Source organism: Escherichia sp. MOD1-EC6842 (genome assembly GCF_002965705.1).
In the GTDB taxonomy this organism is placed as follows: Bacteria; Pseudomonadota; Gammaproteobacteria; order Enterobacterales; family Enterobacteriaceae; genus Escherichia; species Escherichia ruysiae.
On record NZ_PTRF01000027.1, the window covers coordinates 1 to 20,263 of the forward strand.

Sequence of the window (20,263 nt, forward strand, 5' to 3'; positions counted from 1 at the left end):
GAGCGGTAGTTCAGTCGGTTAGAATACCTGCCTGTCACGCAGGGGGTCGCGGGTTCGAGTCCCGTCCGTTCCGCCACTTATTAAGAAGCCTCGAGTTAACGCTCGAGGTTTTTTTTCGTCTGTATTTCTATTATTGCCAAAATCGCAAAAATCCTCTGCATTTTACGCTCTTTTTCCGCAACAGTTTGAAGCCCATAATCATCTCAGTTAACGAACATAGCATTAGAAGAGGCATATTATGGCTGTCCCTGCATTTGGTTTAGGTACTTTCCGTCTCAAAGACGACGTTGTTATTGCATCTGTGAAAACGGCGCTTGAACTTGGCTATCGCGCAATTGATACCGCACAAATCTATGATAACGAAGCTGCAGTAGGTCAGGCGATTACAGAAAGCGGCGTGCCACGTAATGAGCTCTATATCACCACTAAAATCTGGATTGAAAATCTCAGCAAAGACAAACTGATCCCGAGTCTGAAAGAGAGCCTGCAAAAATTGCGTACCGATTATGTTGATCTGACGCTAATCCACTGGCCGTCACCAAACGATGAAGTCTCTGTTGAAGAGTTTATGCAGGCGTTGCTGGAAGCGAAAAAACAAGGGCTGACGCGTGAAATCGGTATTTCCAACTTCACGATCCCGTTGATGGAAAAGGCAATTGCTGCTGTTGGCGCTGAAAACATCGCTACCAACCAGATTGAACTCTCTCCTTATCTGCAAAACCGTAAAGTGGTCGCCTGGGCTAAACAGCACGGCATTCATATTACTTCCTATATGACGCTGGCTTATGGGAAGGCTCTGAAAGATGAGGTTATTGCTCGTATCGCAGCTAAACACAATGCGACCCCGGCACAAGTAATTCTGGCGTGGGCAATGGAGGAAGGCTACTCAGTAATACCGTCTTCCACTAAACGTGAAAACCTGGAAAGTAATCTTAAGGCACAAAGTTTACAGCTTGATGCAGAAGACAAAAAAGCGATCGCCGAACTGGATTGCAACGACCGCCTCGTAAGTCCGGAAGGTCTGGCTCCTGAATGGGATTAAGCCTCTCTGACAGCTCCTGCGGGAGCTGTTTTTATATGCTCGCTAAGGAAATCGATAAAGGCCCGGATGCGAGTACTTACCGCGCGGTCGCTGTAATAGACGGCGCTGAAGGGCATTTCCACTGGCAACACTTTATCTGCCATTAACTCCACCAGTTCACCACGAGCAATTTCTCTGTCGATCATATAGTCGGACAAACACGCAATCCCGTTGCCACTCAGGCAAAGCTGTTTCAGTGTTTCTCCACTATTGGATGACAAACCGTACTTCACCTCATGTAATTGTCCATCACTACAGGCTATCGGCCAGGTATTGAGGGAAGCGGGTTCAGTAAATCCCAGGCAAACATGTTGCTTTAAATCGTCGATAGTTTCTGGCTTCCCGTAGCGGGCAATATAGTCGGGGGAGGCGATAATTTTTCGATAACTGTTAAATAACGGCCTGGCTCGTAAGCTGGAATCCGTTAACGTACCGGCGCGTATCGCGACATCCACTTTTCTTTCGATTAAATTAATAATCGTTTCGGAGGAGACTAGCGATAAAGTGACTTCCGGATAGCGTTCGCGGAAAGGCTTAATTAACGGCATCAGAAAGTGTAGTACCACGGGGGTTGCGGCATCGATCCGTAACAGTCCGCGCGGTGTATTACGCGTCTCCATAATTTCTGATTCTGCCGCTGCCATCTCCTGCAAAATTGACTGTACGCGACGAAAATAACGCTCGCCTTCTTCCGTCAGGCTAAGTTGTCGTGTGGTTCGATTAAGTAGGCTGACGCCAAGTTTCATTTCCAGCTTTTTTACCGCACGGCTGACTGCTGAGTTTGCTTGCCCTAATTGTTCCGCTGCCCGGCTAAAGCTGCCGCTTTCGACGACCGAAACAAAAATGGCGAGTTCTTCCGACGTGGCTTTCATTTTTGCTCCTGTTGCAAAATAGAAGAGATATTTTGAATTTATTTGTTATTAAACCATCAGGATACGTAATATGTCATCCGATTTAATGTTCTCAATAATGAGCAAAATTCTGTGCGGTGTAAGCACTTGCTTACATAACAATATACAATTGCTCGTTGAAAGAGTGAGCTAAAATCCCTATAACAGTAGAACCCTCCCGAGTGCGGAAGGGTTGACGTAATAGAGGTTTCAAAGTCAAAAGTGCGAAAAAATACCTATGCCATGCGCTATGTAGCTGGACAACCTGCGGAAAGGATCTTACCGCCGGGGTCATTTGCGAGCATCGGCCAGGCGTTACCACCCGGAGAACCGTTAAGTACCGAAGAGCGTATTCGGATCCTGGTGTGGAACATTTACAAACAGCAACGCGCTGAATGGTTGTCGGTATTAAAGAACTACGGCAAAGATGCACATCTGGTGTTATTGCAGGAAGCGCAGACAACGCCAGAGTTAGTGCAGTTTGCGACCGCTAACTATCTTGCTGCCGATCAGGTGCCCGCTTTTGTTCTGCCACAACATCCTTCCGGCGTAATGACCCTTTCGGCAGCGCATCCGGTGTATTGCTGCCCGTTACGCGAACGTGAACCTATTTTACGTCTGGCGAAATCGGCACTGGTGACGGTCTATCCATTACCTGACACCCGCCTGTTGATGGTAGTCAATATCCATGCGGTCAACTTCAGTCTGGGCGTGGATGTTTATAGCAAGCAGTTGCTTCCTATTGGCGATCAGATAGCCCACCACAGCGGTCCGGTCATTATGGCGGGAGATTTCAATGCCTGGAGCCGTAGAAGGATGAACGCGTTATATCGCTTTGCGCGAGAAATGTCGCTGCGCCAGGTGCGTTTTACTGATGATCAGCGCCGCCGGGCGTTTGGTCGCCCGCTCGATTTTGTTTTCTACCGTGGTCTGAATGTCAGCGAAGCTTCCGTACTGGTTACGCGCGCTTCTGATCACAATCCGCTACTCGTTGAATTCAGTCCCGGCAAGCCTGATAAATAAGGTATGTCAGGTCTGCCACAGGGCAGACCAACGTTTGGCGCTGCCTTTTTATACTCAAACAACAAAAGGACAGTGCAATGACAACACAATCCCACCATGAGCACGTAGAAAAGCAATTTAGCTCGCAGGCCAGTGAATATTTAACCAGTGCCGTGCATGCATCCGGGCGCGACTTACAGCGCCTGGCGGCGTGTCTGGCAGAGTATCCTGACGCTTGCGTACTTGATATGGGCTGTGGAGCAGGACATGCCAGCTTTGTCGCTGCGCAAAACGTGCAGGAAGTGGTGGCGTATGACTTATCTTCCCAAATGCTGGATGTTGTTGCACAGGCTGCAGATACCCGACAACTGAAAAATATCACCACCCGCCAGGGGTATGCCGAAAGCCTGCCTTTTGCCGATCACACCTTTAATATTGTTATTAGTCGTTATTCTGCTCACCACTGGCATGATGTCGGTGCGGCATTGCGTGAAGTGAATCGGGTCTTGAAGCCCGGCGGTATGCTGATTGTGATGGACGTAATGTCTCCGGGTCACCCGGTACGCGATATTTGGTTACAGACGATAGAAGCATTGCGCGATGCTTCTCACGTGCGTAATTACGCCAGCGGTGAGTGGTTGACGTTAATCAATGAAGCATATCTGCTTGTCGATAATGTGATCACCGATAAATTACCTCTGGAATTCTCTTCGTGGGTTGCGAGAATGCGTACGCCAGAAGTGTTAGTGGACGCTATTCGCGTTTACCAACAGAGCGCATCGACAGAGGTGAAAACGTATTTTGCCTTGCAGAATGATGGCTCTTTCACCAGTGATATCATCATGGTTGAAGCACATAAAGCGGCATAAATAAAAAAGGCACCGGGGGAATCGGTGCCTTTCTGTTATCTGGTTTGTCAGGAATCTGGCATATTGTTGTTTTTCACAAACAACGTCAGCTTGTCGCCTGGTTGCAGATTCGCAGTATCGCTGTTCCAGCGCATCACATCTTTGATGTTTACGCCGTGACGCTTAGCAATGCTTGAAAGCGAATCACCTTTGCGCACACGATACGTAATGCTATCGCTGTTGTTTGCCAACCGCTGTGCGCTACTACCAGCGCCAATTGTCAGACTTTGACCTGGTTTCAGCTTAGAACCGCGCAGATTGTTCCACTGCTGCAAATTCTTTGTGCTTACGCCGAGACGTGAAGCGATGCTTGAAAGCGTGTCGCCAGAGCGTACGGTGTAAACGCGGCTATTAAGCGGCGTATTGTCGGCAACCAGTGTCGACTGTACGGCAGCAATTTCGCCTGAAGCCAGAGATTCACGCAGTTGATCTGCATGTTTCTTTGGCACCATCACGTACTGTGGACCACTTGCGCCCAGCGTGGAGCCTTTCACGCCAGCGTTGAAGGTCTTCAGTTTGCTGACGGAAATTCCCGCCATATCTGCAACCTTCGCCATTTCAACCGGGCTACTCAGGTGTACACGCGCCAGAGCACGGCTTTCATCGGTCGTCGGCAGACGTACACCATAACGCTTGCTGTTTTTGAGAATATCACTCAATGCCAGCATCTTAGGCACGTACTGCTTCGTTTCCTGCGGCAACGGTAACGACCAGAAGTCCGTGGATTTCCCACGCGCTTTGTTCGTTTTAATTGCCTTCATGACCCGACCTTCGCCGCTGTTATAAGCCGCTACGGTCAGAAGCCAGTCGCCGTCAAACATCTTGTTCAGACGCTGCATCATGTTCAGCGCGGCAGTTGTTGAAGCAACAACATCGCGACGCGCGTCATAATTGCGGGTCTGTTTCAAACCATAATTGCGCCCCGTGCTCGGAATGATCTGCCAGATGCCTGCGGCATTGGCGCCAGACGTCGCGTGAGGATCAAAAGCGCTCTCCACTATGGGTAGTAGTACCAGTTCCATAGGCATGTTACGTTTTTTAACTTGCCCGGCTATCCAGTACATATACGGCTCTGCCCGTAAAGTTACATCGTGGAGATAGCTCTTATTGCGTAAATATTTCTGTTTCTGTTCGCGAATCCGGTCGTTTTCCGGAATTCCCATCTTTAGCTCGTCGCCTATGAAAGCCCACAAGTCACCATCCGGCGCGATAGACGTCCCATCGTCCATCCATCGTGCCTGACTTGTAAACTTTGCTGCTTCCCCTTGACCAGCTGCAGAAAGGCTCTGTGCGTGCTGTTGAACGTTACCAGTACTCTGGCAACCCACGAGCAGGACAGAGGCGAGTAATATCGCTTTTGCCTTCATGTGTGTGTCAATAGTTGCTTAAAAGACGACCGATCATAACGGCGAACGAAGCTGATGACAAGAAAGTTTTATCAGAATCTATCTTTCTTTGACCTTAACCAGGCAAAACGTTCTTCAGGTTGTTGCAATAATGTTTCTTTATTAATTACATTAATTAAATCAATATCTTCTGTTCTCAAAAAAACATTATTTTGCCGCTCATTTTTCAGAATTACGGGTAGTGTTATTTGATTTTTTGCCCGTAACTCCTTAACTTTACGATAATAATCATTTATAGACAAATCGTGCGGAAGAATGCTCAAAGCAAACTTCATATTTGATAAAGTATATTCGTGAGCGCAACACACCAGAGTATCGTCAGGAAGTTCACTTAATTTTTTAAGTGATTGATACATCTGTGATGCAGTGCCTTCGAATAGTCTACCGCAACCGCCAGAAAACAGAGTGTCGCCACAAAATAGATAAGGTTCGCTAAAGTAACAGATATGTCCTAAAGTGTGACCTGGCGTAGCAATTACACTAAATTCATGCCCCAAAACGAAGGCAGTATCGCCATCTTTGACTACCTGCGTTGTTCCCTTATCTTGTGTCTCTTCTGGCCCATACACCACAATTTGCGGATACTTTTCTACCAGTTCTTTTACACCGCCAACGTGATCGTGGTGATGGTGGGTGAGGAAAATCGCTACTGGTTGCCAGTTGTTAGCTGAAATCGCCTTTAATACGGGTTCTGCCTCTCCTGGGTCGACAATCAGGCAACGACCTGCTTCATCAGACAAAACCCAGATGTAATTGTCATCAAAGGCGGAAATACTGTTAAGATTCATATATTACCTCTCAGTGCGAAACGGAAGGTTGTGATGAAACCGGCAAGGATCCCCCAAACTGTCGTGGCTCCTGATTGCTGGGGCGATTTGCCCTGGGGAGAGCTTTATCGCAAGGCGCTGGAACGCCAGCTCAACCCGTGGTTCGCTAAAATGTATGGTTTTCATCTGCTTAAGATTGGCAATTTAAGCGCAGAAATCAATTGCGAAGCGTGCGCGGTTTCTCATCAAGTGAATGTTTCAGCGCAAGGAATGCCCGTCCAGGTGCAGGCGGACCCACTTCATCTTCCTTTTGCCGATAAATCCGTCGATGTTTGTCTACTGGCGCATACATTGCCGTGGTGCACTGATCCGCATCGTTTATTGCGCGAAGCCGATAGGGTATTGATTGATGATGGCTGGCTGGTTATTAGCGGCTTCAATCCCATCAGTTTAATGGGATTACGCAAACTTGTGCCGGTATTGCGAAAAACATCGCCCTATAACAGCCGGATGTTTACTCTGATGCGGCAACTGGACTGGCTCTCTTTGTTGAATTTTGAAGTGCTACACGCCAGCCGTTTCCATGTTCTCCCGTGGAACAAGCACGGTGGAAAACTATTGAGCACGCACATTCCTGCGCTTGGTTGCTTACAACTTATTGTTGCCCGGAAACGGACTATTCCTTTAACGCTAAATCCGATGAAACAGAGTAAAAACAAACCGCGAATTCGCCAGGCGGTCGGTGCCACCCGGCAATGTCGTAAACCACAGGCTTAAACTTCGACTTGATAGCCCGTATCTTCCAGCGTGGGATTCATTGCCGCAGCACGAGCCAGTTCATCACAGCGTTCGTTTTCCGGGTGTCCGGCATGGCCTTTTACCCATTCCCATTTGATTTGATGCTGTCCCAGCGCGGCATCAAGACGTTGCCAGAGATCGACATTTTTTACCGGTTTTTTGTCTGCGGTTTTCCAGCCACGTTTTTTCCAGTTATGGATCCACTGGGTAATCCCCTGGCGGACATACTGGCTGTCGGTACTCAAAATGACTTCGCAATGTTCTTTTAACGCTTCCAGCGCGACAATAGCAGCCATCAACTCCATACGGTTATTGGTGGTGCGGGTGTAGCCTGCGCTAAAGGTTTTCTCGCGTCCGCGATAACGTAAAATAGCGCCGTAACCCCCAGGTCCTGGATTACCCAGACACGAACCATCGGTGAAAATTTCTACCTGTTTAAGCATCTCTGGTAGACTTCCTGTAATTGAATCGAACTGTAAAACGACAAGTCTGACATAAATGACCGCTATGAGCACTGCAATTACACGCCAGATCGTTCTCGATACCGAAACCACCGGTATGAACCAGATTGGTGCGCACTATGAAGGCCACAAGATCATTGAGATTGGTGCCGTTGAAGTGGTGAACCGTCGACTGACGGGCAATAACTTTCACGTTTATCTTAAGCCCGATCGGCTGGTGGATCCGGAAGCCTTTGGCGTACATGGTATTGCCGATGAGTTTTTGCTCGATAAGCCTACGTTTGCCGAAGTAGCTGATGAGTTCATGGACTATATTCGTGGCGCGGAGCTGGTGATCCATAACGCAGCGTTCGATATCGGCTTTATGGACTACGAGTTTTCGCTGCTCAAGCGCGATATTCCGAAGACCAATACCTTCTGTAAGGTCACCGATAGCCTTGCGGTAGCGAGGAAAATGTTTCCTGGTAAGCGCAACAGCCTCGATGCGTTATGCGCCCGCTACGAAATAGATAACAGCAAGCGTACATTGCACGGGGCATTACTCGATGCCCAGATCCTTGCGGAAGTTTATCTGGCGATGACCGGTGGCCAAACGTCGATGGCTTTTGCGATGGAAGGTGAAACACAACAGCAACAAGGTGAAGCAACAATTCAGCGCATTGTGCGCCAGGCAAGTAAGTTACGCGTTGTTTTTGCGACGGATGAAGAGCTAGCAGCGCATGAAGCTCGTCTCGATCTGGTGCAGAAGAAAGGCGGAAGCTGCCTCTGGCGGGCATAAATACATGTAAAAGGTGCTAAAAATAGCGAGTTGGGCGATTTTTGCAGCAAACGATTCAAAAGATGAGAAAAACAATTGACGAAGGGCGAGGCAATCCGTAGTATTCGCCTCGTTCCCAACGGAATAAAACGCGGAGCGGTAGTTCAGTCGGTTAGAATACCTGCCTGTCACGCAGGGGGTCGCGGGTTCGAGTCCCGTCCGTTCCGCCAATATTTAGAAAGCCTGAATCAGCAATGGTTCAGGCTTTTGTCGTTTCTGGCTTTCGGGATTTTTCACCCCGGAAGTTAAATGGATTTAATCCAGAAAATAGTTACACTATATAATGACCAGTAGTTATAAGTTCTGGTCATTTTGGTTATTCCTGCGCATCCCACTTCTCCAGCAGTTCTGCTGGAACTTCATTGATTATCTCCGAAAAGCGTTTACCGACCAGTCGTTCCGCCTGACGCAACAAAGGAATGGTCGGACTGCTTGGTTCACTGTGCTCAAACCAGCGGCGGATGACTCGCAGGCGTTTCAGTGCGTCGTTCCGATCGCTGATTTGCTGTGGCTCTGCGATGATCTTTGCGGTCGTTTCGGCTGGTATATCCACTGTGGGAGCGACATGCCCTGCTAGTGTCAGTCTGGTATTATCGATAGCAGCATACTTCGGCTGATCAGCCTGCGGTTTTGGTTGTGGGATTTCTGGCGTAGTGGTCTGTACCGCCCCAGGCAACAGGGTCAGCAGTTGCGTCAGACGCGAAAAGTCCGGGGCCAGGTCATTCAGCGTTTCACGAGCATGGTGTTGCAGTCGCTCAGTGATCTCGGCGGCCTGGCGAAATGTGTCCAGCGGCAGTGCGCCGCGTGCTTCCAGGTCGGCCAGTTGCTGACGTACTGATTCCGGTGCCAGCGCATCCGCCGGGCGTGATGCAGACAGCGAACGTTCCACATCCCGAACCTGAAGGCGCATGGCGGCGTTGTTTGATAGCGTAATGCCACGAATATCAGCCATTACGCCTTCGTGGTCCAGTAGCGCCGACAGCGCGTTACTGCGTGCTACAGCCGCATCTTCGGCGGTGGTATCTTCAGCCGTAAGCAGTTGTGGATGGATGGTGTCCGGGTTTGTGACACACAACGTTTCCAGAAGCGTGAGTGTCTCCACCAGCCCTCTGGCTCCGGCCTGCTGGATACGGCAACGCAGCAGGACAACCAGGATGCGGATATCTTTACTGCGTGCCAGCAGGCGGCGGGCGTCCCGCTCCAGCTCCGCCCAGTTAATAGTTTCCGGTGTACTGACAAAATCGCCATATTGCGCCTCTTCACGCGCTAAGGCGCGGGTGAACAGCAATAGGTACTCTGGATCATACTCCAGATCCGGGCCGCAGGGGCATTCAGCCGAAATAGGGTCAGACAGGGGGGTATCCATTAAATTATCCTCAGTGTGCCAGATAGTGTTCAGGTTCGAAAATCATGCCCGTCACCGGGTTGTCGTGCAGGGCTTTCCCTGCCCAGGCGGTCCAGCCAAGCTGATATGGACCGCCAGTAACAGCCGGAGGAGCTGCGTGTGGTTTAAGCTGTAGCTCAATTTCCCAGCAGTATTCAAACCCGGTAAATGCACGAACCAGTTCCGTTAGTACTGGCAGGTTATTACCACCAGGCAGGAAACGCCGGTAGTCAGCCAGTGTCAGCGGGCCAATCACCAGCCGGAACTTATATTGCATGTCCGGCACGGCCTGGCCGATGAGTGCGCCGTTGCCAATGACGGAAGAGGGGGCTGGTATCCCCAGTCGGGTAATTTCATCATCAGCCACCGTTATCCAGTGCAGGACATACTCTTGTATCCGGAAAGGCACACTGAAATAGTGCGCCAGCGTGGCGGCCAAGCCGTCCGGGTTGCGGGATTCGCGCACCAGATGGGCCGATGCCGCCAGGCGAACGTGATCCGGCAGCGAGCTATCTGCACTTTCCCGTAAATCCTGCCCGCTGAGGCTGGCGATATAAAAGGCAAAACGGTCATATTCCTGTTTATCCAGACCGCCCCCGGCGGACTGGGCGCTGCGCCATGCCTGATAAAACTGCGTCAGCCAGCGGTGATGAAAAAGATCGGTAAAACGGGTCAGGGTCGGATCGCAGCGGCTTTCGGTCCGATTGCGCGCGAGCTCAGTGTAATGCAGTGGCAGCGGACCGTTCGGCCCCCACAGTCCAAGGCTGTAAAGGCTAAGGTGCAGGCGTCCTTGCTGCCAGCTCACATTGGCGATTTCCCGTGGCGCAAAGGTCAGTGTAGGTGTTTGTCCCAGGCGAAATTTTTCCATACCTGGTTGCCAGGCACTACCTGCAGGGACGGTACACAACTGCACATCCACGCGGCGCATCAGGTTCAGAAAACCATAGCGCCAGGGCGTTTTCTGCGCTTGGGTGAAATCGCCGCTCATACACTTCCCCGTAGTCCGGCTCTGACCGGCCAGGTCATAATTTTCCCACGTTGCATACTGTGCAGCGTCATCTGCGAGAAGGTATTAATGGAAACATGACGAGCGATATATTGCTCCAACACCAGACCGAACAGATACGGGCTAATACCAGAGAATCCGTCTTCATCCACCGTCAGCTCACAACTGACGCCGCGACCATAAACCAGCAGCCCGGAACCGGGCAGACGGCGGGTAACAGGCGTTGTTTTACAGCCAATCAGGCTGCGTACCTGACGCGACTGCGGACTGTCATGCGCCGGAATAAACAGGTTCAGCAGATCGCGCAGTGCCTGACCGCCGGTGCGGTGATCCAGATCGGCCAGCGGCAGATAATTAAAGGATAACTGGCGGATCAACCGCCAGGCCATTTCACGTTCCGCCAGTGGTGGCTGTGGTGGACGAGGTGGACGGATAAGCCCCACACCTGCCACAGGGATGGCCGCATCCACGGTCAGATCGTCCCGGCCATTGCGTGCGATAAGACAGGGCAGATCGCGGTTGGTGACCATGGCAGTGATGGTGATATGGCGCAGATTTTCCGGGTATGGGGCTTCATACTGGTCAACCAGCGACAGGAATACTTCCGAACCCGTATAGGGTGTGCGGGTGCCGTAGCGGCGGGCGTTCTCAGACAACCGACGCGGCTCCCGGCGCAGGGAAAAATAACGCCCATGATTGCCTTCATCATTATTGCGGGTGTGGTAGAGCGGGCGAAATGTCATCTTCCGCGTGGTGTCGGCTTCCAACCCTTCCACTTCCTGGACCGAAAACACCTCATAGTCGAGCGGATGGGTTCTGTCCACCACCAGGTGCTGCTCCGTCGTGCTGTGTGTGATATCGATCCGGGCGGTGACGCGGGGAAACAGGTTGATCACCGGGGTACAGAACAGGCTGAACTGTGCAGCATTTGTCTGGTGGATCAGCCAGTCTGGCGGCAGGCGGTTCAGTAAGATAACAATTTCCGCCACGCCGCTGTGAATTTTTTGTAACCCGGCAGACAGACCCGTCGGGGTGAAAAAATAAAAGCGTTCCGGGCAGGCAAAATATTCATGCAACAGGTTATGGCCGTGGAACACGTTCCACGCCAGCGGCAATAGCCCTTGATCCGGCTCCAGACCCTCGTACATGACGGGCTGTTTCAGATTCACATCCAGTACTCCGTCAAAATGACCCGGAACGCCAGCCAGTGTGGCAATGGCGCTGGTGTGCAACAGTTCGAACAGGTGTGAGGTCGTGCGCTCCTCGCCGCAGAGATAGAGCGGCAGCTTGTCCAGCCCGGCAAGCTGGCTGAAGGTCAGTTCACCGAAGGTGCGCAGGGTAATGCGTAGTGCTCCGGCGACGTGAATGTTAGCTGGCAGGTAGCGGTGCAGGGCGGGCATATCCGGCGGCGCGGCGGTCAGGCGCGCCTCTTCGATGGCAAGCGGCCACAGTGTCACATCCTGGCTGCTGCGAAACTGGCAGGCGGCGCTTTCACCTTCCGGAATGGAGGAAAAAAAGGCAGTGTTGCGTGGGACGGTGAATCCCTTCGCCAAATCACCTTCTTCCGGATCGGGATGTAGTTGTGCCACGCTCATTGAGGGGGTTGGGGTGATGTAATTGGGACTGACGACCTCCAACAAACGCTGGGTGAAGCGGGGAAATTCAGCGTCAATTTTAAGCTGCGTGCGGGCGGTCAGGAAGCTGAAAGCTTCGATCATACGCTCCACATAGGGATCGGCAATATCCGCTCCCTGCATTCCCAGACGGGCGGCGATTTTGGGATGACGGGCGGCAAATTCGGCTCCCGTTTCCCGCAGGTAGCTCAATTCGCGGTTGTAGTATTCCAGTAGCCGTGGCTCCATCACTCACCCTCTATATTAATAAAACGTAATGCGGCTGTGCTCCATATCCAGCGCACTACGTACCCGGAATGCTGTCGGATACGGCTGCGTGAGGATCTCACCGCAAATTTCAAACTGTAATGTGTTATGGCCATTCTGGCGTTGTTCATCCTGTAGCGGGATGATTTGCAGTGTGGAGGTCTTCAGCCGGGGTTCAAACCGGGTAATAGTACGCAAAATGGCTCTGCGGATATCATCCCACTTATGTTCATACAAAAAGCTCCCCGCCAGCGGCGGCAGGCCGTAGTTCACTACGGAAGCAGCCGCCTGCGGGTAACGCGCGGCATCAATATCATCTTCATGGCTGATGGTGTTGAGCAGAAACGACAAATCCCGGCGGATGATCTCTTTAAGCTGAGCTGGGCTAACACTGATATCGTGGTCGCGCTTCTGGTTTGGGGTGTCGTCGCACAGGCGGTCAAACAGAGTGGGTAGTAAGTGTTTGCCCGGGCGCTGGTGGGAGGCATTCATGCATCTTGGCCTTCAGGTGAATTAAAGGTGCAGGTGCTCAAATCCAGCAGGCTGATATCTCCGTGGCTGGTGAGCCACATTTTTTGCCCCAGAGCCTGTACCAGGGTTTCTCCGGAACCATCCTGCCAGACGGTTTTGCGGCACAGACACAGGGTATCGGAGGCTTTTTCTGAACCGCTGTAGCGGGAAAATAGCCAGGCACCATGCACATCACCATTGTGAAGTGTGATATTGACGGGTTTCCAGATCAGATCGGTCAGACTCGCTGGCGGGGGCGATTTCAGTGAGCGAATTTGCGAAAGCGGCAGCCAGATATACATGCCACCAGTGACCAGTTCCAGCACTGGGCCGGTACGGGAGTCGCTGTCGCTTATCCAGTCAAATGTGCCGCCATTCCACTGTCCGGCAGTGTCTGTTATGGTCTCAAACGCGCGGCTGCGGTGGGCATCGGCATCTGACGTTTTACCATGGGCGTTACAGGCGAGGGCGACAAGCAGATCCTCCATCCAGACGGGCGGAGGGAGAATAAAGCCGGGACGTTGTTCACCATGAAAGCAGGACTGGCGGTATATCTCACAGCGAATCAACTCCCCAAATACCTGCGCTTCTCGGGTATAATTTGCATCCAGTCGGGCGCACAGTTGGATTTGTTGCAGCGCTCGTGACCAGTTGCCGATCACGCACAATAACTGAAACAGGCTGTGCCGATGTAAAGCCTTAGTCGGGTGCATCTTTACTTGTTGCTCAGCCATCTGAATACCTTCCGCTACAGAATAATTCCGCAGCAGTGCCGACAAGGTAGCCGGTAGCACGTTATTGCTTGTCATGATAGATATCTCCGTGTTGTACCGGGTTTACCCGGTAATGGCTGTCAATGCCAATGATGCGGTGCTCACGTTGTGTCAGATCGGGTAAGACGGCGCTATGCACCATTTCCGATGCGTATTCCGGGGAAAGCAAGTGCAGAATATCGGGGAGAACCGTTTCGGTAGGCCAGATCGTTTCTCCTTCGCCGGTGGTATCCAGGACATCGAGAATAGCGTCAATGCTTAACCCTCCTGTGACCATATCCTGCAATGAATCAGCTTCAGTGGTCAGATTGCGCAATGAGGCCAGATCCAGCGTAACTGCCTCTTCATTAAGGGAAAATGGATCGGCATAACGATGGATATCTTGTTCAGGGGACAATAATGCCTGGCGGTATTCCTGGTAAAGTAGGGTTAGTGGGTTATCTGTTTCTGGGGTGCCTTCGGTGGCGACTGTGCCATGAACCGGAATGATATCAAACGGATTTTGCGACTGCCGTTGCTGTTGTCGAAACCAGTCAAGATCGAGATATTCGCTTATTGTTTCCAGCGAAACAGCAGTCTGTGGTGTCGTCTTTTCCTCACGTGGAGTAAGAGACGTCGGATTGTTACGAACAAGACACCAGGAAGATAATCCCCATTCAATCACATCCCCTTCATTCAGGCGCATACGGTGATGCGGCTCGACAATCTGATCATTTACCGTGCAACAATATTCATCGGACTGATTGATTATCCACCACGCCTCTTCGTGGCGAGTCAGGCTGAGAGCAATTTTCGCATTCTCATCCACCTCAAAAACAGGAAGCCAGGGCGCGTTGACGGTGAAGATAATCTGTGTTCCTGCAGTCGCGTAAATTGTGCTATCGGTAACCCCGTGCGCCTGTATTTTTTGTAGTCCCCAGGAAATATTTCGTTTCATTACGTATCGCTGTATAGAGTGTTCTTTTCAATAGAAGAATAATTTCAATTTTTTAGATAAGTAATGCTGAACAATTTATTTTATCAATATTAATTCCTGCGGAAATGTATTGTGATAATTTTGATGTAATATATTCATAATGTATATGTGATTGATTTCCTGTATTGAAAAAAAACATAAAAAAGATACTAACCGCTATATTACATTGCGTTCTGTGATATGCATCATTGTTTCATTCTGGAATTTTGATGATTCTATTAATTAGAAGTTCTAATCGGTACATTTATGTTTATGTATCATTTATATATTCTTACATCATCAGGTGTAACAGATGGACACTCCTGTTTCACGCAGTGCACTATATGGAAAGCTAACAAAACCTTTATTCAGGTCTTTGGAGTCTGCGACAACGTTCTGTAAATTACGCGCTAATCCTTATGTCGAACTAACGCATTGGTTGCATCAGCTAATACAACAACCAGAGAATGATATTCACCATGTTCTTCGGCATTACCAAATAACATCTTTTGATGTAGAGAATGCGTTAATTCAGCAATTGGATATATTGCCTGCCGGAGCTAGCGTAATTAGCGACTTTTCCCACCATATAGATCTTTCTGTTGAAAAAGCCTGGATGTTGGCAAGCATCCGTTTTGGCGATCACAAAATTCGTAGCGGATGGTTACTACTAGCCTGGTTAACCACACCAGAATTGTATCGAGTGTTAAAAAATATCTGTGCGCCATTGGCTGGGTTACCGGTAAATGAACTATTGGATATTCTTCCGTCTTTAATCTCATCATCCCCTGAAATATCAGAGATTCCATATGATGGTTCGGATTTGAATTCTGCGGTTCCGGGAGAAAGCAGTCAGGCATTTTCCAGTAAATCAGCAGGGAGTAAATCCGCGCTGGCGAAATACTGTCAGGATCTGACTGCACAGGCTCGCGAAGGTGGCATCGATCCAGTCACCGGTCGAGAGCACGAAATTCGTACTATGACGGATATTCTGCTGCGCCGTCGGCAGAACAATCCGCTGCTAACTGGCGAGGCAGGCGTCGGGAAAACGGCTGTGGTGGAAGGATTCGCGCTGGCGATTGCCGAGGGGGAAGTGCCGCCCTCACTGCGTAACGTGCGGTTGCTGTCGCTGGATGTCGGGGCGCTGCTGGCGGGAGCGTCTATGAAAGGCGAATTTGAATCCCGCCTGAAGGCGCTGCTGGAAGAGGCTGCGTGCTCGCCGCAGCCGGTGATTCTGTTTGTCGATGAGGTTCACACCCTGGTAGGCGCCGGAGGTACATCCGGTACAGGTGACGCTGCCAACCTGCTGAAACCGGCGCTGGCGCGTGGCAGTCTTCGAACGATTGGGGCGACCACCTGGAGTGAGTATAAACGCCATATAGAGAAAGATCCGGCATTGACCCGGCGATTTCAGGTGTTGCAGGTGGCAGAGCCGGAAGAGGCTGCCGCTGTTGAGATGGTACGCGGGTTAGTCACTACGCTGGAAAAGCACCATAGCGTACTCATCCTTGATGAAGCCGTGCGTGCTGCTGTACAGCTTTCTCACCGTTATATCCCGGCTCGACAGCTACCGGACAAAGCCATCAGTTTGTTGGATACAGCCGCAGCCCGCGTGGCGCTGTCGCTGCACACTCCACCAGCGAATATCCAGTTTCTGCGTCAACGGCTCAAAGCCGCTGAAATGGAGCAGGAACTGCTATTAAAACAGGAAAAAATGGGACTCCGCGCAGAGCGAGGCGACACACTGGCGTCGCAGATTATATCGCTGAAAAGAGAACTATTTGATGCGGATGAACGCTGGCAGCAAGAACTAGAGCTGGTTAACAGATTACAGGAGCAGCGTGCTGCAGAAACCCGCGAGCGTGATGAAATCACACTGCAACAGTCAGAAGCAGCATTAAGAGTCTGGCAGGGTGAAAACCCCATCGTGTTTCCGGAAGTTAATGCGGCGGTGGTAGCGGCGATTGTCTCCGACTGGACCGGCATTCCCGCTGGGCGCATGGTAAAAGATGAAGCCAGCCAGATCCTGGAACTGCCTGCCCGCCTGGCGCAACGTGTTACCGGGCAGATGGATGCTCTGGCGCAGATTGGTGAGCGTATCCAGACCGCGCGGGCGGGGTTAGGCGATCCGCGCAAACCTGTGGGCGTCTTTTTGCTGGCCGGGCCGTCCGGTGTTGGCAAGACCGAGACCGCGCTGGCGCTGGCAGAAGCAATCTACGGCGGTGAGCAGAATCTGATTACTATCAATATGAGCGAGTTTCAGGAGTCTCACACCGTCTCCACGCTGAAAGGCGCGCCGCCCGGCTATGTTGGCTATGGCGAAGGCGGTGTGTTGACGGAAGCTGTACGCCGTCATCCCTGGAGCGTGGTGTTGCTGGATGAAATTGAAAAAGCCCATCACGACGTCCACGAGTTGTTCTACCAGGTATTCGATAAAGGTGCGATGGAGGATGGCGAAGGTGTCCACATCGATTTCAAAAATACCACGCTGTTGTTGACCACTAACGCAGGTGCGGAGCTTATCAGCCAGCTCTACGAGGATCCGGCGCTGATGCCCGATTCAGCAGGGCTAAAAGAGGCGTTAATGCCGGAGTTACGCAAACACTTCCCAGCGGCTTTCCTGGGGCGGGTGACGGTTATCCCTTATTTGCCGTTGGATGAGAAGGCGCGAGGTGTTATTGCCCGTCTGCATCTTGGCAGACTGATGGATCGTATGGCGGAGCAGCATAGCGTTTCACTCATTTATGGCGATGAACTGATTACGCACATTGTGGCGCACTGCCCGATGCACGAAACAGGGGCACGCTTGCTGATTGGTTATATCGAGCAGCATATTCTGCCGCAACTGTCCCGTTACTGGTTGCAGGCGATGACAGAGAAAACAGCTATCACGCAAATCTGCATCCGTGTTGATGAGGATGAACAGATTATTTTTGAAACGGATTAATGGAACATCCTTATTGCAAAAGAATTAAGTGGTGCATTGTGGGTTAGTCGCTTTCCTGGAGATTCTTCCACCAATGATTTGCAGGGGGCTTTTTGTGCATCGGTAGATAAATTTTTGCGCACGCCTGCTAATGCGCGTGCAAGGGGCTGTATTTCTGCAACATATCGCCCTCCCGCCAGAGCATATCTCATGCGCTGGTCAATTGATGGACATTAAGTATGGCATTTCGTTATCCGATGTTGTTGACATTCCTGTTAATGATGTTCGCTTTCTGTGTTCAGGGGGAACCGCCTTTACCACAGGATGTGCAGCATTTTCTGAGTAATGCGGAAATGTGCCAGCATCTTGCTGGTGAATGGGACAGCTCTTTACCAGAGAAGGATAAAAGAGACATCGAAAAAGGGGTTGATACCTGGTGTCCTCCGGCGAAGAAATCACTCCCTGTGTTGCGGAAAAAACAAAAAAGAAAACAAAGAGATTATAAAAATACTCTCTGCGTATGATTTTTAAACTGTACCGTCGGACCACTCCCCTGGTGTCGTCGGCTGACTGATAAGGAAATGAAGGATTATGGCTATCAACAACAGCGCGCAGAAGTTTATTGCCCGCAACCGCGCGCCCCGCGTGCAGATTGAGTATGACGTAGAGATTTACGGCTCCGAGAAAAAAATCGAACTGCCGTTTGTCATGGCGGTGCTGGCCGATCTGGCCGGTAAACCACGCGAAGAGCTGCCACCGGTCACCGATCGTAAATTCCTTGATATTGATATCGATAACTTCAACGAGCGGATGAAAGCCATTGCGCCGCGCGTGGCATTTGCTGTCCCCAATACGCTGACGGGCGAAGGGCAGTTAATGGTCGATATCACGTTAGAGAATATGGACGATTTTTCGCCTGCGCAGATTGCCCGTAAGGTGGATGCCCTGAACCAGTTGCTGGAAGCACGTACTCAGCTTGCCAACCTGCAAACCTATATGGATGGTAAAGCGGGAGCAGAAAATCTGATCAACAAACTATTACAAGACCCAACGTTACTGAAAGCTCTGGCCAGCGCGCCAAAACCTGTCGCTCAACAGGAAAGTGTCTTATCAGGTGAAACGGGAACAGCAGACTAACTGCGATTTTATTAAGGAACTTTCATGGTAAACGATACTCTTCTGGCGACTGGCGACCTCTCTACTGCGCAAACCACTGCCTATCAGGAAACGGAGTTTGATTCGCTCTTGGATAAAGCCTTCCGTCCCAAGACACCTCAGGCTGCAAAGGCGGTTGAGGCGGCAGTTCAGACGCTGGCTCAACAGGCTCTGACAAATACGGTCATCGTTAGTGACGATGCTTATAAAAGTATTGCTGCGATTATTGAGCAGATCGATTTCAAATTAACGGAACAGATCAAGCTAATCCTGAGTCATCCAGATTTTCAGAAACTGGAGTCCTCCTGGCGTGGGATGGAACATTTGGTTTACAACACTGAAACCGATGAAAAATTAAAAATCCGCTTTATGAACCTTTCGAAGGGTGAATTGCGGAAAAATATGAAACGTTACAAAGGGATCGCGTGGGATCAAAGCCCCATGTTCAAAAAGCTTTATGAAGCCGAATATGGGCAGTTAGGCGGAGAACCTTACGGTTGTATCATTGCGGATTATTATTTTGATCACACCCCGCCGGATGTGGATCTGCTCGGCTCCATTGCCAAAGTGGCAGCCTCCGCCCATGCGCCGTTTATTGCCGGGGCCTCTCCATCAGTGTTGCAGATGGATTCCTGGCAGGAACTGGCCAACCCGCGTGACCTGACCAAAATTGTGACCCAGAACCTCGAATATGCACCGTGGAACTCACTGCGTAAAAGCGAGGATTCTCGTTACATTGGCCTGACGATGCCGCGTTTTCTCTCCCGTTTGCCTTATGGCGCGAAAACAAACCCTGTCGATGAGTTTGATTTTGAAGAAGATGCGGATGGCGCAGATCACAGCAAATATGTCTGGAGTAATGCCGCCTATGCAATGGGGGTAAATATCAACCGTTCTTTCAAACATTACGGTTGGTGTACGTTGATCCGTGGTGTGGAATCTGGTGGGGCGGTAGAAAATCTGCCCTGTCATACCTTCCCGACCGATGACGGCGGCGTGGACATGAAATGCCCGACGGAAATCGCCATCTCTGACCGCCGTGAAGCGGAACTGGCAAAAAATGGCTTTATCCCGCTTATCCATCGCAAAAACTCTGATTACGCCGCATTTATTGGCGCACAGTCGCTGCAAAAACCTCAGGAATATTACGACCCGGACGCCACGGCCAACGCCAATCTCTCAGCCCGGTTGCCATATCTGTTCGCTTGTTCAAGGTTTGCGCACTTCCTCAAGTGCATCGTGCGCGACAAGATCGGCTCGTTCAAAGAACGTGAAGATATGCAGCGCTGGCTCAATGAATGGATCATGAACTACGTTGATGCCGATCCGGTGAACTCCTCACAGGAAACTAAAGCTCGTCGGCCGCTGGCGGCTGCTGAAGTGGTGGTGGAAGAAGTGGAAGGTAATCCGGGTTATTACGATGCCAAATTCTTCCTGCGCCCGCATTTCCAGCTTGAAGGATTAACGGGGTCGCTGCGTCTGGTCACAAAACTGCCGTCAGTAAAACAGGGTACCGCCTGATTTTTATGAATATTTTAATGAAT

Annotated in this window: 19 protein-coding genes and 1 tRNA gene; 10 read left to right on the plus strand and 10 right to left on the minus strand. The window is 50.8% G+C overall.

Annotated elements, in window-relative coordinates; genetic code table 11:
* The first annotated feature begins 238 nt into the window (after positions 1-238).
* Positions 239-1,042: a 2,5-didehydrogluconate reductase DkgB gene (gene dkgB, locus A7Z29_RS21290; protein WP_105290780.1), complete on the plus strand. Its 804-nt coding sequence runs from the start codon at positions 239-241 to the stop codon at positions 1,040-1,042.
* On the opposite strand, the gene yafC is transcribed toward dkgB, so the two are convergent.
* Positions 1,039-1,953 carry a DNA-binding transcriptional regulator YafC gene (yafC, locus tag A7Z29_RS21295; protein ID WP_000648557.1) on the minus strand — a complete coding sequence of 305 codons (915 nt, stop codon included), beginning with the start codon at positions 1,951-1,953 and terminating at the stop codon, positions 1,039-1,041. The genes dkgB and yafC overlap by 4 nt on opposite strands.
* 240 nt (positions 1,954-2,193) lie before the next feature.
* On the opposite strand from yafC, the gene A7Z29_RS21300 reads away from it, so the two are divergent.
* Both A7Z29_RS21300 and A7Z29_RS21305 read left to right on the plus strand, forming a co-directional pair.
* Positions 2,194-2,994 carry an endonuclease/exonuclease/phosphatase family protein gene (locus A7Z29_RS21300; protein WP_001230983.1) on the plus strand — a complete coding sequence of 267 codons (801 nt, stop codon included), beginning with the start codon at positions 2,194-2,196 and terminating at the stop codon, positions 2,992-2,994.
* Positions 2,995-3,071: 77 nt separating this feature from the next.
* Complete coding sequence (locus tag A7Z29_RS21305; protein ID WP_032224520.1) at positions 3,072-3,842, plus strand: class I SAM-dependent methyltransferase; 771 nt, start codon at positions 3,072-3,074, stop codon at positions 3,840-3,842.
* A gap of 47 nt (positions 3,843-3,889) precedes the next feature.
* Here the strand turns inward: A7Z29_RS21305 and mltD are convergent, their stop codons facing one another.
* Together mltD and gloB are read right to left on the minus strand one after the other, a co-directional pair.
* Positions 3,890-5,248 carry a murein transglycosylase D gene (mltD, locus tag A7Z29_RS21310; protein WP_000644688.1) on the minus strand — a complete coding sequence of 453 codons (1,359 nt, stop codon included), beginning with the start codon at positions 5,246-5,248 and terminating at the stop codon, positions 3,890-3,892.
* Positions 5,249-5,319: 71 nt separating this feature from the next.
* The gene (gene gloB / locus A7Z29_RS21315; protein WP_001052783.1) at positions 5,320-6,075 is read right to left on the minus strand and encodes a hydroxyacylglutathione hydrolase; all 756 of its coding nucleotides are present in this window, start codon (positions 6,073-6,075) and stop codon (positions 5,320-5,322) included.
* Positions 6,076-6,108: 33 nt separating this feature from the next.
* Between gloB and A7Z29_RS21320 the strand changes: the two genes are divergently transcribed.
* Entirely contained in the window at positions 6,109-6,831 is a 723-nt protein-coding gene (locus A7Z29_RS21320; protein ID WP_010344979.1) for a class I SAM-dependent methyltransferase, read from the plus strand.
* Here the strand turns inward: A7Z29_RS21320 and rnhA are convergent.
* Positions 6,828-7,295: a ribonuclease HI gene (gene rnhA, locus A7Z29_RS21325; RefSeq protein WP_000917883.1), complete on the minus strand. Its 468-nt coding sequence runs from the start codon at positions 7,293-7,295 to the stop codon at positions 6,828-6,830. The two genes, A7Z29_RS21320 and rnhA, sit on opposite strands and share 4 nt — an antisense overlap.
* Before the next feature lie 64 nt (positions 7,296-7,359).
* On the opposite strand from rnhA, the gene dnaQ reads away from it, so the two are divergent.
* Both dnaQ and A7Z29_RS21335 read left to right on the plus strand, forming a co-directional pair.
* Positions 7,360-8,091 (plus strand): DNA polymerase III subunit epsilon, encoded by a 732-nt coding sequence (gene dnaQ / locus A7Z29_RS21330; RefSeq protein ID WP_001366128.1) that lies wholly within the window; start codon positions 7,360-7,362, stop codon positions 8,089-8,091.
* A 132-nt stretch (positions 8,092-8,223) separates the two neighbouring features.
* Positions 8,224-8,300, plus strand: a tRNA-Asp gene (locus A7Z29_RS21335).
* Positions 8,301-8,446: 146 nt separating this feature from the next.
* Here A7Z29_RS21335 and A7Z29_RS21340 read toward each other — a convergent pair.
* Genes A7Z29_RS21340 through tagK form a run of 6 tightly spaced genes read right to left on the minus strand, consistent with a single transcriptional unit; the run spans position 8,447 to position 14,620 of the window.
* Complete coding sequence (locus tag A7Z29_RS21340) at positions 8,447-9,496, minus strand: type VI secretion system protein TssA (protein ID WP_105290781.1); 1,050 nt, start codon at positions 9,494-9,496, stop codon at positions 8,447-8,449.
* A 10-nt stretch (positions 9,497-9,506) separates the two neighbouring features.
* On the minus strand, positions 9,507-10,502 hold the full coding sequence (tssG, locus tag A7Z29_RS21345) for a type VI secretion system baseplate subunit TssG (protein ID WP_000012133.1): 996 nt from the start codon (positions 10,500-10,502) through the stop codon (positions 9,507-9,509).
* Positions 10,499-12,382 carry a type VI secretion system baseplate subunit TssF gene (tssF, locus tag A7Z29_RS21350; protein ID WP_105290782.1) on the minus strand — a complete coding sequence of 628 codons (1,884 nt, stop codon included), beginning with the start codon at positions 12,380-12,382 and terminating at the stop codon, positions 10,499-10,501. Before tssF ends, tssG begins: the two co-directional genes overlap by 4 nt.
* 15 nt (positions 12,383-12,397) lie before the next feature.
* The gene (gene tssE / locus A7Z29_RS21355; protein WP_000994234.1) at positions 12,398-12,892 is read right to left on the minus strand and encodes a type VI secretion system baseplate subunit TssE; all 495 of its coding nucleotides are present in this window, start codon (positions 12,890-12,892) and stop codon (positions 12,398-12,400) included.
* Positions 12,889-13,719, minus strand: coding sequence for a type VI secretion system accessory protein TagJ (locus A7Z29_RS21360; protein WP_105290783.1), 831 nt, complete (start codon positions 13,717-13,719; stop codon positions 12,889-12,891). Before A7Z29_RS21360 ends, tssE begins: the two co-directional genes overlap by 4 nt.
* Positions 13,706-14,620, minus strand: a complete 915-nt coding sequence (tagK, locus tag A7Z29_RS21365) for a type VI secretion system-associated protein TagK (protein WP_105290784.1) — start codon at positions 14,618-14,620, stop codon at positions 13,706-13,708. The genes A7Z29_RS21360 and tagK overlap by 14 nt, the downstream gene beginning before the upstream one ends.
* Before the next feature lie 331 nt (positions 14,621-14,951).
* Between tagK and tssH the strand changes: the two genes are divergently transcribed.
* The 4 genes from tssH to tssC all read left to right on the plus strand — a co-directional run bounded on the left by tssH (position 14,952) and on the right by tssC (position 20,240).
* Positions 14,952-17,585 (plus strand): type VI secretion system ATPase TssH, encoded by a 2,634-nt coding sequence (gene tssH, locus A7Z29_RS21370; protein WP_105290785.1) that lies wholly within the window; start codon positions 14,952-14,954, stop codon positions 17,583-17,585.
* 218 nt (positions 17,586-17,803) lie between these two features.
* Positions 17,804-18,088, plus strand: a complete 285-nt coding sequence (locus A7Z29_RS21380) for a hypothetical protein (protein ID WP_286135430.1) — start codon at positions 17,804-17,806, stop codon at positions 18,086-18,088.
* 67 nt (positions 18,089-18,155) lie between these two features.
* Positions 18,156-18,701 (plus strand): type VI secretion system contractile sheath small subunit, encoded by a 546-nt coding sequence (gene tssB / locus A7Z29_RS21385; RefSeq protein WP_000996814.1) that lies wholly within the window; start codon positions 18,156-18,158, stop codon positions 18,699-18,701.
* A gap of 24 nt (positions 18,702-18,725) precedes the next feature.
* Positions 18,726-20,240 carry a type VI secretion system contractile sheath large subunit gene (gene tssC / locus A7Z29_RS21390; RefSeq protein ID WP_105290786.1) on the plus strand — a complete coding sequence of 505 codons (1,515 nt, stop codon included), beginning with the start codon at positions 18,726-18,728 and terminating at the stop codon, positions 20,238-20,240.
* Positions 20,241-20,263 lie beyond the last annotated feature (23 nt).